Origin of the sequence: Priestia megaterium, from assembly GCF_041941685.1 — a bacterium.
GTDB lineage: Bacteria > Bacillota > Bacilli > Bacillales > Bacillaceae_H > Priestia > Priestia megaterium_C.
Genome location: NZ_CP130958.1, coordinates 2,159,212 through 2,173,360 on the forward strand (window position 1 = coordinate 2,159,212; position 14,149 = coordinate 2,173,360).

Annotated in this window: 11 protein-coding genes; 7 read left to right on the forward strand and 4 right to left on the reverse strand. The window is 39.6% G+C overall.

The window, feature by feature from the left end:
- Positions 1 to 18 precede the first annotated feature (18 nt).
- The gene (locus Q5794_RS11110) at positions 19 to 921 is read right to left on the reverse strand and encodes a LysR family transcriptional regulator (protein ID WP_013056801.1); all 903 of its coding nucleotides are present in this window, start codon (positions 919 to 921) and stop codon (positions 19 to 21) included.
- 134 nt (positions 922 to 1,055) lie between these two features.
- Here Q5794_RS11110 and gltB point away from each other — a divergent pair, with 134 nt between their 5' ends.
- Together gltB and gltD are read left to right on the forward strand one after the other, a co-directional pair.
- Positions 1,056 to 5,609, forward strand: a complete 4,554-nt coding sequence (gltB, locus tag Q5794_RS11115; protein WP_214987130.1) for a glutamate synthase large subunit — start codon at positions 1,056 to 1,058, stop codon at positions 5,607 to 5,609.
- 16 nt (positions 5,610 to 5,625) lie between these two features.
- Positions 5,626 to 7,107: a glutamate synthase small subunit gene (gene gltD / locus Q5794_RS11120; RefSeq protein WP_192997282.1), complete on the forward strand. Its 1,482-nt coding sequence runs from the start codon at positions 5,626 to 5,628 to the stop codon at positions 7,105 to 7,107.
- 33 nt (positions 7,108 to 7,140) lie between these two features.
- On the opposite strand, the gene Q5794_RS11125 is transcribed toward gltD, so the two are convergent.
- Together Q5794_RS11125 and Q5794_RS11130 are read right to left on the reverse strand one after the other, a co-directional pair.
- Positions 7,141 to 7,620, reverse strand: a complete 480-nt coding sequence (locus tag Q5794_RS11125; protein ID WP_016763905.1) for a hypothetical protein — start codon at positions 7,618 to 7,620, stop codon at positions 7,141 to 7,143.
- Positions 7,621 to 7,672: 52 nt separating this feature from the next.
- Entirely contained in the window at positions 7,673 to 8,143 is a 471-nt protein-coding gene (locus Q5794_RS11130; RefSeq protein ID WP_214987129.1) for a staygreen family protein, read from the reverse strand.
- 201 nt (positions 8,144 to 8,344) lie between these two features.
- On the opposite strand from Q5794_RS11130, the gene Q5794_RS11135 reads away from it, so the two are divergent.
- The 3 genes from Q5794_RS11135 (at position 8,345) to Q5794_RS11145 (ending at position 11,558) form a co-directional block, all read left to right on the forward strand.
- Positions 8,345 to 9,745, forward strand: coding sequence for an alpha/beta hydrolase (locus Q5794_RS11135; RefSeq protein WP_192997284.1), 1,401 nt, complete (start codon positions 8,345 to 8,347; stop codon positions 9,743 to 9,745).
- A 248-nt stretch (positions 9,746 to 9,993) separates the two neighbouring features.
- A complete protein-coding gene (gene folD / locus Q5794_RS11140; protein WP_028408722.1) occupies positions 9,994 to 10,848 on the forward strand; it encodes a bifunctional methylenetetrahydrofolate dehydrogenase/methenyltetrahydrofolate cyclohydrolase FolD in 855 nt (284 codons plus the stop codon).
- Positions 10,849 to 10,958: 110 nt separating this feature from the next.
- The gene (locus Q5794_RS11145; protein ID WP_214987127.1) at positions 10,959 to 11,558 is read left to right on the forward strand and encodes a DUF3298 and DUF4163 domain-containing protein; all 600 of its coding nucleotides are present in this window, start codon (positions 10,959 to 10,961) and stop codon (positions 11,556 to 11,558) included.
- A 2-nt stretch (positions 11,559 to 11,560) separates the two neighbouring features.
- On the opposite strand, the gene Q5794_RS11150 is transcribed toward Q5794_RS11145, so the two are convergent.
- On the reverse strand, positions 11,561 to 11,827 hold the full coding sequence (locus Q5794_RS11150) for a diaminopimelate epimerase (protein WP_192997286.1): 267 nt from the start codon (positions 11,825 to 11,827) through the stop codon (positions 11,561 to 11,563).
- Between the two features lie 172 nt (positions 11,828 to 11,999).
- On the opposite strand from Q5794_RS11150, the gene Q5794_RS11155 reads away from it, so the two are divergent.
- A complete protein-coding gene (locus tag Q5794_RS11155; protein WP_192997411.1) occupies positions 12,000 to 13,424 on the forward strand; it encodes a phosphatidylserine/phosphatidylglycerophosphate/cardiolipin synthase family protein in 1,425 nt (474 codons plus the stop codon).
- 191 nt (positions 13,425 to 13,615) lie between these two features.
- On the forward strand, positions 13,616 to 14,128 hold the full coding sequence (locus tag Q5794_RS11160; protein ID WP_214987211.1) for a GNAT family N-acetyltransferase: 513 nt from the start codon (positions 13,616 to 13,618) through the stop codon (positions 14,126 to 14,128).
- Positions 14,129 to 14,149 lie beyond the last annotated feature (21 nt).

Sequence of the window (14,149 nt, forward strand, 5' to 3'; positions counted from 1 at the left end):
AGAGGCAGGGGGCCTCTCTTATTTATACTGCTCCAACCGTTCAAAAAAGGTTTTGACAAACTTATAAAAAATTTTATCAGAAGGTGCTAAATCACGATTTCTAGGAATAATCATCCCGACTGTACGCTGAAGCTGCGGCGTATGAATAGGAAGTTTAGTCGTAAAACGAGGAGTCGTTTCAGACACTGTGCTTTCAGGAAGAAGCGTGACGCCGATTCCTGCGGATACAAGACCTTTAATCGCATCTAAATCTTCTCCTTCAGATGAAATATTGGGCATGAATCCTGCTTGTTTGCAAGCGTCAAAGGCCATTTTATGTAAAATGAATCCCTTTGGAAATAGCACAAAATCTTCATTTCTTAAATCCCGCAGCCGGATGTTATCCCGTTCAGCGAGCGGATGATGAGAAGGAACAAGGGCTAAAAGATTTTCTGTGAATAAAATATGCCCTTCTATACTCTGGTCCTCTACAGGTACAGGGCCTAAAAAAGCGATATTAATATCTCTTTTTTTTACCGATTCAATTAAAAATTTGTACGAACCTTGTCTAAGATGAAAAGCAACATTTGGGTGTTCTTCTTTAAAGGCTGATATAATAGTAGGAAGAAGGTGACTGGCAAGGCTTGTTGGAAATCCGATTTTAATCGTTCCTCTTTCGGGATCCAGGTATTCATCAATTTGTTCTTTCGCATAGTCAATAGCTTTCATAGCCGTCTCCGTATGCTCAAGAAAGACTTTTCCTATTGCTGTTAACTTGACATTTCTTCCTTCGCGTTTGAATAAACTAACACCTAGCTCAGACTCCAGGTTCGCGATTTGACGGCTGATCGCTGATTGAGCCACATGCAGATATTCTGCCGCCTCAGATACGTGTTCTCTTTTTGCAACTTCCATAAAATAGCGTAATTGACGCAGTTCCATAGGCATCCTCCATCTATATATATCAAAATTAGATTAGTTTCATCTAAATTATATATTGTTTATATTGATTTGAAAACTTACAATGTAAACAGGTGATCTTAAAAAGATAAAGAAAACGAACGGGGGAGAAGAAGATGACATACAATCAAATGCCAAAAGCTCAAGGTCTCTACCGTCCTGAATTTGAGCACGATGCATGTGGAATCGGACTATACGCTCAATTGAAAGGCGTAGCGTCACATGATATCGTTAAAAAAGGACTAAATATGCTTTGCCAGCTTGACCATCGAGGCGGACAGGGAAGCGATCCGCTAACAGGAGATGGAGCTGGATTAATGGTACAAATTCCACACGCGTTCTTTAAAAAGACATGCGTTGAATTGAACTTGCCAGAAAAAGGTCGTTATGGAGTTGGAATGATCTTTTTCTCAAATAACGAAGACGAGCGTCGAGAAATCGAAGCTTATATTAATAAATTAATTGAAGAAGAGGGACAAACGTTACTGGGTTGGAGAACTGTACCTGTAAATGTCGGAAAAATCGGAAAAGTTGCAAAAGAAAGCTGTCCGTACGTACGACAAGTATTTATTGGGGCAAATGACAGTATTCAAGATGACTTAGCGTTTGAACGCAAGCTATATGTTATTCGTAAGCAAGCGGAAAATTGGGCGCAGGCGCGTCAAAACCGTTTTTATTTTACGAGTCTTTCAAGTAGAACAATTGTGTACAAAGGGTTATTAACGCCTGAGCAAGTTGATGCTTTTTATCTTGACCTACAAGATGAAGACTTTACTTCAGCGTTTGCTTTAGTGCATTCTCGCTTTAGCACAAACACGTTCCCAAGCTGGGAAAGAGCACATCCAAACCGTTATTTAATTCATAACGGTGAAATCAATACGCTTCGCGGTAATCAAAACTGGATGAGAGCACGTGAACAGCAGTTTGTTTCGGACGCATTTGGTAAGGATTTGCCGAAGGTTCTTCCAATTTTAGATGCTGAAGGAAGCGACTCATCCATGTTAGATAATGCGCTAGAGTTCTTTGTATTGGCCGGCCGCAAGCCAGCGCATGCAGCGATGATGCTTATTCCAGAGCCTTGGTCTGAGAATCCGCACATGTCAAAAGAAAAACGTGCTTTCTATGAGTATCATAGCGCATTAATGGAGCCATGGGATGGTCCGACTGCTATTTCGTTTACGGATGGAAAGCAAATCGGTGCTATTTTAGACCGTAACGGTTTACGTCCAGCTCGCTATTATGTTACAAAAGATGATTACATCATACTTTCATCAGAAGTAGGCGTCATTGATGTTGAAGATGAAAATGTATTATATAAAGATCGTTTAAGCCCAGGTAAAATGCTTCTAATCGATTTAGAGGAGGGCCGAATTATTTCAGACGAAGAAATTAAATCTGAAATGGCACAGGCTGAGCCTTATCAAGAGTGGTTAGATGAACAGCTGGTAACATTGCCAGAAGTGCAGGGTGAAAAATCTGAATACTTCGATGATTTGGTCATTCGCCAGAAGTCATTTGGCTACACGTATGAAGATATTCATAAATATTTAGTTCCAGTTATTACAGAAGGAAAAGATCCGCTTGGTTCAATGGGGAACGATACTCCATTAGCCGTGTTGTCTGATCGTCCTCAATCGCTGTTCAATTACTTTAAGCAGCTATTTGCTCAAGTAACGAATCCACCGATTGATGCTATTCGTGAACAGTTGGTTACATCGACAATGACATTGCTTGGTGCAGAAGGGAATTTACTGCATCCAACCAAAGAAAACATTCATCGAATTCAGCTTGAGACGCCGGTTTTAACAAACGATCAAACTGATCAGCTGAAGTCTGCCATTCATCCGGATTTCAAAAGTGCCGTTATATCTGCTGTATTTATAAATGATTTAAAAGCAGATCTTGATCGCGTATTTGCTGAAGCTGAAGCGGCAATTAACGCAGGTGCTAGCATTCTTGTTCTGACAGACCGTGAAGCGGGAGCTCAATCCGTAGCTATTCCAGCTTTATTAGCGGTCAGCGGGCTGCACCAGCACCTAGTGCGAAAAGGAAACCGTACAAAGGCGAGCATTGTAGTGGAAACGGGAGAAGCGCGTGAAGTGCACCATTTTGCAGCGCTGATTGGTTACGGCGCAGACGCAATTAATCCATATCTTACTTTTGCAACATATCAAAATGAAATTAACGCAGGTACGTTGAACGTATCGTATGATTATGCTGTTGAGAAATATGTAAAAGCCGTTACTGAAGGTGTCGTAAAAGTAATGTCTAAAATGGGTATTTCAACGGTGCAAAGTTATCGGGGTGCACAAATTTTTGAAGCAGTTGGAATCAGTGCAGAGGTTATCGAGCAATATTTTACAGGTACTGCCTCGCAGCTTGGCGGTATCGGTTTAGATGTTATTGCAAAAGAAGCAAAAACGCGTCATGACAATGCTTATGTTGAAACAATTGAGCAAACATTAGAATCAGGAAGTGACTTCCAGTGGAGACACACGGGCGAGCATCATGCGTTTAATCCAAAAACAATTCACACGCTGCAGTGGGCTTGCCGTAAGGGAGATTACAGCTTATTTAAAAAATTCTCTGAATCGGCTAATGAAGAACGCATCGGTTTCTTGCGCAACCTGTTCTCGTTTAATGAATCGCGTTCATCTATCTCCATTGATGAAGTGGAATCCGTGGATTCGATTGTAAAACGTTTTAAATCAGGTGCTATGTCGTTTGGATCTTTAAGTCAAGAAGCTCATGAAACATTAGCGATTGCGATGAACCGTTTAGGGGCACGCAGCAACAGTGGAGAAGGTGGCGAGCATCCTAGCCGCTACACTCTGGATGAGAATGGAGATAATCGCCGCAGTGCGATTAAACAAATCGCTTCTGGGCGTTTTGGGGTGAAAAGTCACTACCTTGTGAATGCGGATGAGCTTCAAATTAAAATGGCACAAGGTGCAAAACCTGGAGAAGGCGGTCAGCTTCCAGGAAACAAAGTATATCCATGGGTGGCAGATGTGCGTGGATCAACGCCAGGAGTAGGCTTAATTTCACCTCCTCCACACCACGATATTTATTCGATTGAAGATTTAGCGCAGCTTATTCATGACTTAAAAAATATAAACCGTGATGCACGAATCAGCGTCAAGCTCGTTTCAAAAGCAGGTGTAGGAACGATTGCTGCCGGAGTAGCAAAAGGAGTAGCGGATGTTATTGTCATTAGCGGTTACGACGGAGGTACGGGAGCATCTCCAAAAACAAGTATTAAACATACTGGACTACCGTGGGAACTTGGCTTAGCAGAAGCTCATCAAACGCTTATGTTAAACGGTCTTCGTGAAAAAGTAGTGCTTGAAACAGACGGGAAATTAATGACGGGTAAAGATGTAGTCATGGCAGCACTTCTAGGAGCAGAAGAGTTTGGTTTTGCTACGGCGCCTTTAATTGTTTTAGGCTGTATCATGATGCGTGCGTGTCACTTAGATACATGCCCAGTTGGAGTGGCAACGCAAAATCCAGAGCTTCGTAAAAAGTTCCTGGGAGAAGCGGACCACATCGTTAACTATATGAAATTTGTTGCACAAGAAGTGCGCGAAATTATGGCTGAACTTGGATTTAAAACAGTGGATGAAATGGTTGGACGTACAGACGTATTAAGCGTTAGCGAACGTGCAAAAAATCACTGGAAGGCTCAGCACTTAGACTTAACAACTCTTTTATATCAAGCTGAAGGTGTACGTACCTTTAAAACACCTCAAAATCATAAAATTGACGAATCTCTTGATATGCAAAAGATTTTGCCTGCGGTACAGCAAGCAATCGAGCATAAGTATCAAGTCGAGTTAGAACTTCCAATTTCTAATATTAACCGTGTAGCTGGAACAATTGTGGGAAGTGAAGTTACAAAACGTTACGGTGAGAAAGGTCTGCCAGAAGATACGATTACTCTTCGATTCACTGGCTCTGCAGGACAAAGTTTTGGTGCGTTTGTTCCAAAAGGAATGTCTATGTATCTAACTGGAGATGCAAATGATTATATCGGAAAAGGTTTATCAGGAGGTAAAATCATTGTTGCTCCACCTAAGGAAACAACAGCTGTGTCAGGTGAGAATGTTATCGTTGGGAACGTTGCATTTTACGGTGCAACAAGCGGTGAAGCCTATGTTAGCGGGCTAGCAGGGGAACGTTTTGCAGTTCGTAACAGCGGTGTGAACGTAGTGGTTGAAGGAATTGGCGATCATGGCTGTGAATATATGACTGGCGGACGTGTTGTCGTATTAGGCGATGTAGGTAAAAACTTTGGTGCAGGAATGTCAGGCGGTATTGCTTACGTATTTGCTGATGATCAAGAAGCATTCAAAAACCTTTGTAATAAAGACATGATTGGGTTTGAGAGCTTAAAAGGCGAAGAAGCAGAAGAAGTAAAAGAGATGGTTTCAAATCATCTGAAATATACGAACAGTCATAAAGCAGCATTTGTCTTGGAAAATTGGGAACAATCACTTTCAAAATTTGTAAAAGTGATTCCGAATGATTATAAACGCATGATGAATCGCATTGAAGAGCAAAAAGCAGCTGGACTAACGGAAGAAGAAGCAGCTATGAGTGCGTTTGAGGAAAATGCAAAACAAGAAAAGAAAACATCGGCAAAACAACAAGAAGCGGTAGCTCAGTAAGAAAGGGGAGAGTACGATGGGAAAACCAACAGGATTTATGGAAATCAAACGTGAAAAAGGGAAGGAACGTGACCCGTTAAAACGTTTAGGTGATTGGAAAGAGTATGCTGCTCCTTTATCTGATGAAGCGCTAAGCCGTCAAGGGGCACGATGTATGGATTGTGGCACACCTTTTTGCCACATGGGAATGGATATTAATGCTTTTACTTCTGGATGTCCAATCTATAACTTAATTCCAGAGTGGAATGATTTAGTTTATAAAGGACGCTGGAAAGAAGCTTTAGAGCGTTTAATGAAAACGAACAACTTCCCGGAGTTTACAGGACGAGTTTGTCCTGCTCCGTGTGAAGGTTCCTGTACGCTTGCTATTTCAGATCCAGCGGTTTCGATTAAAAATATCGAACGCGCTATTATTGATAAAGGCTTTGAGAATGGGTGGATTACTCCGCGTATTCCGGAGAAGAGAACAGGCAAAAAAGTTGCTGTTATTGGCTCTGGGCCAGCAGGCTTAGCAAGCGCAGATCAGCTGAACCAAGCGGGTCATTCAGTAACGGTATATGAAAGAGCAGATCGTGCTGGCGGTTTATTAACATATGGAATCCCGAATATGAAGCTAGATAAAGAAGTAGTGGAAAGACGTGTTCGCTTATTGACGCAAGAAGGTATTGATTTTGTAACGAATACGGAAGTTGGAAAAGACATTACTGCTGAAGAGTTAAAAGAACAATATGATGCTGTAATTTTGTGTACAGGAGCTCAGAAGCAAAGAGATCTAGTATTAGAAGGTCGTGAAGCAAAAGGAGTTCACTTTGCAATGGACTACTTAACAACTTCAACAAAAAGCCTTTTAGACTCTAACTTCAAAGATGGTCAATTTATTGATGCTGAAGGAAAAGACGTTATTGTTATTGGAGGCGGAGACACGGGAGCTGACTGTGTAGCTACTGCTCTTCGTCAAAAATGCCGCAGCGTTGTTCAGTTTGGTAAACATCCTCAGCTTCCTGCTGAGCGTACAGCAGATAATATGTGGCCTGAATATCCACATGTATTTAATCTTGAATATGCTTATGAAGAAGCACAGGCAAAATTTGGGGACGATCCACGTGAATATTCAATTCAAACGAAAAAAATCGTGGCAGATGAGCAAGGCAATCTAAAGGAACTTCATACGGTTCAAATGGAAAAAGTTAAAGGTGAAAATGGACAGTACATCTTTACCGAAATTCCAGGAACAGAAAAAGTATGGCCAGCTCAGCTTGTCTTTATTGCGATTGGGTTTGAAGGTCCAGAGCATCCGGTTCTATCAGCGTTTGGTGTTGAAACGAAAAATCGTCGCGTAGATGCAGCGTATGGAAATTACAAAACAAATGTTGAAGGTGTTTTTGCTGCTGGTGATGCTCGTCGTGGGCAAAGTTTAATCGTATGGGCTATTCATGAAGGTCGTGAAGTAGCTAAACAAGTTGATAGCCATCTAATGGGAGCAACTGTATTACCATAACAAAAAACCGTCACAATTGTGGCGGTTTTTTGTTTATCTAGGATTTGGCACTTCATTTCCTCTACGTAAATTTTCAAATGAAACGGTTAAAATCGTATTGGTAATTCGAACTTGTGAAGCGGGGGAAACGCTGTATAAGTTAAAAAGTTCAAATATCCAGGGGTCACGTTTTTTCAGCTGTCGCGCGGCTTTTTCGACGCGTTCGTTAATAGATCCGCTGTAATTGTTATAGTTATCATCAACAAATCTTACAATGGAACGAAATAAGTATTCTGTTAGTTTGCTATCCATCCCGCCTCGTTGAGCATCTCTGTAGATGGACTGATACTGGCGTTTTAAAATTTTCATCACTCTGTCTACATCGCGTGTAGATCTAACTTCCTCTTCTTCATGCAGGATATAAGAAAATAAGTCTTCATTGTATCTATAAGGTTCTAAATAATTTTCATTCGTAGTAGGAACCACTGGATGGTAATAACGCGGCATATAGGGGTAAACCCATTGACTGTACATGAAACATTCACACCTTCCTCGTTCATTTCCCATTAGTTTATGCACTAGCGTGCTAGCTGCTGCATGTTTGTTTTAAATAAAATTTAGGAGTTTGATAATAGGACCATCCCCTAAATTCTTGATAAGTCGATATAGAATAAATGTAAATCGGTGTATTTAGCAAGTCGGGATAATGTTGAAAAAACGCTTGGTCTCCGTAAAACATTGCTTCTAAAGCAAGAGGGAGTTCACGACGGAAAATCTGATAACGAAGCTGCGCTTGCTCGCGACTGAACTCACCTCCGCTAACAAAAACTTCGCCTTGAATAACTGCTTGTCGGTCTGTTACGTGAAGAGCAGCCAGTACTTCATCACGCATATTTTTATCTATCGCCTTGTTGTTATATGAGCATCCGATGCTTAAAAAAAGCTGACCGGTTGTATCAGAATGAGTAAGAGTATATTTTCTTCCGGAAACCGGATAGGAGGAAGTAGCAGGGGGAATAAGAGTCGTAGAAAGTTTTGAAGAATTAAACGAACTCATAGTCATTGACACTCCTTTTTTTGAATAAATTTCAATATTATACGGCGCTATGGGCTCAGTTGTGATAAATGTCTACTTTCTTTCTGTAAGAAAGGCGTTTTGATGTACTTTTTGAGAAATGGATGGTAATATTTAACTAAAATGATGCGTGTACAGTCCCCAAGAGTGTCTTCAAAAGCAAATGTGAATGGAGGTTATCACTTGAATATCACAACGTTTGACGGTAAGTATGGAAACTGGCTAACGACTAAAAACCCTCTTCAATTTCAAGCAGCGACTGCCTATGGGAACATTGGGCTGGCTCCTATCTATTGGGGAACAAAAGAAGAAAAAAATGGATGGTATTACATGTATCAGCCTGAAGAAATAACGGGCGTTCAAGTAGAAGGTGAAGTTGACGGTGGTAAATTTCTCATTCGAATTCCTGATGATTGGAATGGAAAGTTAGTTATGTCGGGAGTCCCAGCTACCCGAGATGAGAAATCAACGGATTTACTATTCAGCGACTATGTGTTGGCAAAAGGGTTTGCGTTTGCTGCTTCTGATAAAGGAACTCAGGGAGAAGAAGTGCGAGATGATCCATTTGCTAAAGCAAAGAACGCTCTAGTCAAAGAAGAAGACTCCATTAGAAAATGGCATATTCAATACCGAGAAGTGACAAAAATAGCTCAGAGATTTTTGTTTGAAAATTATCGTCACAAACTTCAAAAAGAAGTGACAGAATATTTTGATATAAAAACGTATGCGTTAGGTATTTCTAACGGGGGTTATGTTGTTCGTTATGCTTTAGAAAACGATGGAAAAAATGGAGAGCCTCAGCTTTTTAATGGGGGTGTTGAATGGGAAGGGGTTATGTGGCGAGCTGATCACGATAACTTGATTACTTCCTTAACACCTGTTGTAAATCATGCCGAAGAAGCACTGTACACGGTAGGTGAATCGCAAAAAGAAGCTTTGCACCGTTTGTATCAGGCAGGGTTGCCAAAAGGATCTGAGTTTTTATGGCCATATCATGACCAGTATTATTGGTTTTTAACGCTTAATATATATAGAGATGAGTTTGACAGTCAAGCACCTGGAAGAATTCCATGGCAAAAATACTTGACGCTTTTTGAAAACGGAGTTAGAGATCGTTCGTTAGATTCTATTTTTGAAAAGTATGATTATCAAGAAAGACCCCAAGATGTAAAGCAAAGAGTTCGTGAAATTGAAAATACAGGTGATATTTCCGTTCCGTTGATAAGCATTACAGGGTCGTTAGATGCTCTTATTTTTCCGGATATTCATGCTTATCCTTATGAACAACTGGTAAAAGATTCTGGTAAGCAGCACCTTCATCGTCACTATGTAATTGAAAATGGAAACCACATTGATAGCTTAGTATGGAATCATCAAATTGACCCAGATCGAAAGCTTCAGCCTCTCCTGCCTTATGTGTATCAAGGATTTGAATTGCTATGTGATTGGGTGGAGAATTTTGAAGAACCTCCGAAAAATAAGAAAATAAGTGCGCCTCTCAAGGAAATGCATGTAAAGGATCTAAAAACAGGGGAAGACGTGCTGCCGTTGACTACAAAGAAAAGCATATCAACAGAAAAATAAATCGTCGAAAACCGTGCCGAAGGTGCGGTTTTTAATTTGGAAAAGCAACGTTTGAATAAAAACAGCTTTGGTGAATACAAAATATTATAGTGCGATAAGAACGGAATATACGTTATTTGTTATTTATTTTCATCTATTTAAAATAAAAATAATAAAAACATTGAACAAAACCGAACTTTTGTGTTAGATTAATAACTATAATTCGTACATTTATTAAATGGCTACAGTTGAAAGGAGCAAAAAACATCATGACAGCGAAAGTAATTAAAGGAAAAGAAGTAGCGCAAGAACTGCGCGCCGCATTAAAAGAAGAGGTAGCTCAATTAAAAACAAAAGGTATCGTTCCTGGTTTAACCGTGATTTTAGTAGGTGAAAATCCTGCGTCCCAATCATATGTAAAAGCAAAAGCAAAGGCTTGTGAAGAAATCGGTGTTGCATCTGAAATTATCAAACGTGACGTAACGATTACGGAAGAAGAGCTTTTAAACGAAATCCATCACTTGAATGGAAATCCATCTGTTCATGGTATTCTTATTCAACTTCCATTACCAAAACATATTGATGAAAAGGCAGTATTAAATGCTGTATCTCCTAAAAAAGATGTAGATGGCTTCCACCCAGTAAGCGTAGGGAATATGGTTATTGGCGATGAGTGCTATTTACCATGTACACCACACGGTATCGTTGAGTTAATTAAACGTTCAGGTGAAGAAATTTCAGGTAAACATGCGGTAGTAATTGGACGAAGCAATATTGTTGGTAAACCAGTATCCATGCTGTTACTTCAAGAAAGTGCAACGGTAACAATTGCTCACTCTCGCACAAAAGATTTATCTGCTTTAACAAAACAAGCTGATATTCTTGTGTCAGCTGTAGGACAACCTAGACTTATCAAAGCAGATGATATTAAGCCGGGTGCCATTGTAATTGATGTAGGTAACACAATGGAAAATGGTAAACTCGTTGGTGATGTTGATTACGAAGCGGCTTTAGAAGTTGCAGGTTATATCACACCAGTACCAGGCGGAGTTGGTCCGATGACCATCACAATGTTATTAAAAAATACGGTAGACGCTGCTAAAACAATTAATAACGTAAAATAATAAAAAGTTAAAAATCCTGTGCGTATATGCACGGGATTTTTTTGCTTCAGTAATGGAATGAACGCTACAAGAATAGAATGTAACAACCTGTATAGAAAGAGGAGGAAGCGATGGTTACGTTACCTGCAACGGTATATTCTCAACAAATGGTGAAGAAAAAGTTAAACGTTTATTATCCAGTTGTACATTTGACTAATCAAGCTGTTCAGCACAGCGTGAACAGTAAAATTTTGCAGCGCACGAATGAATTAATTCGTAAGCAGGGATATGGAGAAAATCCGAATACAGAAGAAACGGGTTATTATGAGTTAAAAACAAACGAGCGAAATGTGCTCAGCTTAACGCTTGTCAATTTTGCTTATTCTGGTGGAGCGCACGGGCTGACCGTAGTAGTTCCGTTAACCTTTAATATGCTGACTGGACAAACGTATCAACTAAAAGATTTATTTAAAAAAGAAAGTGATTACGTGAGTGTTTTGTCTAAGATAGTAGGAGAGCAAATAAAAGAGCGCGATATTATGGTTCTTGGAGAATATAAAGGCATTAAACCAGATCAAGATTTTTATATCGCTGATAAATCGCTTGTGCTATTCTATCAGCTGTATGACCTGGCTCCTTACGTATACGGAATTCCTTACTTTCCCATTTCTATCTATGCTATTCAAGATATTATTGTAGATGAAAGTCCACTTGGCCAAATGTTTGGATAAAGTTATAAAAAATTGCGGTGCGGCCGTACGTATCTTTTTAATTCGGCCGCTAACTGCTGACGAAGCGAACGAACGCTAATTGCTTCAGCAATATCTTTTGCTACAGGAAATACCCCTATATTAGTTATATGAACACGAAGATAACCCTCATACAAGCATCCTCGCTCCGCATGTTTGATTTTGGTGCGTACAACAGCTTCTATTTTATCGTTTTCATTTTGCAAAGGGTAAGAATCTGTAATATGAAAACGAAAAGAATATTCCTCCATCACCATCATCCTTTTTTCTATGATATGTACTAGCATACTATACAAATAGTGAATCAGAAAAAATAAATGTGTCAAAAAGACAAAGCGCAAAGCAATCAAAGAAGCAGTTTCTTGCATGTAATGATCCTTATTTGTGAACGATAACAGAAAAAGACAAAAAGCTGGAGTTGCGATGATAAAAATAGCATTCAAAGGATTACTTATTATTTTATCTTTATATATTCTGTACGTGGTTATAACCGCGGTGGTTCTCTTTTATGTACCTTTAAAAACTGGAGAGGAAACGACCTCAATTAAACCGGCTAGCTTTTTTGGTCACAGTGAGTCTCCGGACCGAGTGAGACTTCTTGAAGATGGTTACCAGGCAGGAAGAGTTCGTATTCAAATGATTCAAGAAGCTGAGAAATCGATTGATATTGCATATTACTCAATAGGAAAAGGAGAGTCAACTGATTTAATTATGGCCGCTCTTTTTAAAGCAGCTGATCGAGGCGTCCATACTCGCGTTCTTTTAGACGGGATAGCTAACGGCTTGCGGGGAAACCGAAGAGGCGTGCTCTACGCATTAGCATCACATCCTAATATTGAAGTGAAGTATTATGAACCGTTTCAATTGTTCAAACCTTGGGCGTGGCAAAATCGTATGCATGACAAAATAATGATTGTAGACGGACAGCTAGGCATAATAGGGGGACGGAATATAGGGGACAAGTATTTGGCTAAAAAGCCTCCTCCAGACTTCGTCTATGATCGTGATGTCTTCATTACAAACAGCAAACATAAACAAGATAGCGTCATCACTCAAATGCAAAATTATATAAATGAATTATGGGCTCATCCTTACACTAAAAAAGCCTTTTATCATCTCACACAGTACCAGGTCGATCAGGGAAAGAGGATGAAAGCTTTGCTGCTGCAGCAATATGATAAAGCTAAGCAAGTAGGAGAAACGTTTGCGACGCCTAAGATTAATTGGAATGCTTCCACTGTTCCTACAAACCGTGTTTCTTTTATTCATAATCCAATTGAACGCTTTAATAAAAGACCTTTTATGTGGAAAACGTTTATTAACTTGGCAGAAGGAGCTAACCGCTCTGTTCTTATTCAAAGTCCTTATGTGGTGCCAACCAATGCGATGAGAAAGTATATAGCAATGAAAAAGAATCCAGCTGTTCAATGGACGCTACTCACAAATTCAGTTACATCTACGCCCAATGTGTTGGCTTTTTCCGGGTATATAAGTATGCGTGATACGATTATGAAGACAGGTGTAAAGCTTTACGAATACCAAGGACCTTATTCGATCCATGCAAAGTCTGTGATTTATGATCAAAGACTCAGCGCCGTAGGCTCTTTTAATTTAGATTCTCGTTCTACATTTTTGAATAATGAATCAATGGTCATTATCGATAGTCAAGAATTTGCAAAAAAGTTGACGATGGCGATGGAAAACAAAATGGATAAAAGTATCCTTATTGCCAACCATAAGCGATGGATTAAATCTCCTGACACCCAAAAGAAAGAAGAACCTGTTATGAAGCGAACCTTCCTATACGCCCTTGCAAAAGTGACGAGGTTTTTTAAGGAATTTATTTAAACAACCGGCAGTAGAACAAAAAGCACTCAATGGATATACCATTGAGTGCTTTTTTGTTACATATCTTATAAATAAGTGAATAAACACATTTGTCACATGATGTAAATTATCCCCTTTTATTTACTGGTTAAAATTGGTAGTATAAACATAATAAACAAAAAGGAGGAAGGTACGTGGAAACTGCCGTTTTAATGAAACCAGATGCAGCTTATAAAAAGGCTTATATGAGCTTTTATAATGAATGGAAAGCAAGCGGAGAAAAAATGATTCCGTGGGTAATTGCTAAAGATCCTGCTTACTTTGAAAAAATGGTTCAAGAGTTGTTAGATGCAGAAAAAGGGATCGGATTAAAAAAAGGATATGTACCCGATTCCACCTACTGGCTAATGCATCACGAAAAAGTAATAGGCGTAGTTAATATCCGCCATGAGCTAAGTGAAATACTTCGAAACAGCGGAGGACATATAGGTTATGGTATTCGGCCAAGCGAAAGACAAAAAGGATATGCGAAGCTGCTACTGAAGTTATCTCTTCAAGAAATTAAAAAGCTGGGAGTTCAACGGGCATTAGTTGTGTGTGATGATTGGAACACCGCTTCTCGTCGAACTATTCTGGCAAACGGTGGTATACAAGACGAGGATTATATAGAAGAGGACGGAGCTGTTGTTCAACGTTTTTGGATTCATACAGATAAAATGGCATAAGAAAGAGGTGAATTTTTCAAT

Coding starts and splice junctions, on each gene's coding strand:
- Q5794_RS11125 (WP_016763905.1), bottom strand. CDS start 7,620: ATGTACAGTCAATGGGTTTACCCCTATATGCCGCGTTATTACCATCCA.
- Q5794_RS11130 (WP_214987129.1), bottom strand. CDS start 8,143: ATGAGTTCGTTTAATTCTTCAAAACTTTCTACGACTCTTATTCCCCCT.
- folD (WP_028408722.1), top strand. CDS start 9,994: ATGACAGCGAAAGTAATTAAAGGAAAAGAAGTAGCGCAAGAACTGCGC.
- Q5794_RS11110 (WP_013056801.1), bottom strand. CDS start 921: ATGGAACTGCGTCAATTACGCTATTTTATGGAAGTTGCAAAAAGAGAA.
- gltB (WP_214987130.1), top strand. CDS start 1,056: ATGACATACAATCAAATGCCAAAAGCTCAAGGTCTCTACCGTCCTGAA.
- Q5794_RS11145 (WP_214987127.1), top strand. CDS start 10,959: ATGGTTACGTTACCTGCAACGGTATATTCTCAACAAATGGTGAAGAAA.
- gltD (WP_192997282.1), top strand. CDS start 5,626: ATGGGAAAACCAACAGGATTTATGGAAATCAAACGTGAAAAAGGGAAG.
- Q5794_RS11155 (WP_192997411.1), top strand. CDS start 12,000: ATGATAAAAATAGCATTCAAAGGATTACTTATTATTTTATCTTTATAT.
- Q5794_RS11150 (WP_192997286.1), bottom strand. CDS start 11,827: ATGGAGGAATATTCTTTTCGTTTTCATATTACAGATTCTTACCCTTTG.
- Q5794_RS11160 (WP_214987211.1), top strand. CDS start 13,616: ATGAAACCAGATGCAGCTTATAAAAAGGCTTATATGAGCTTTTATAAT.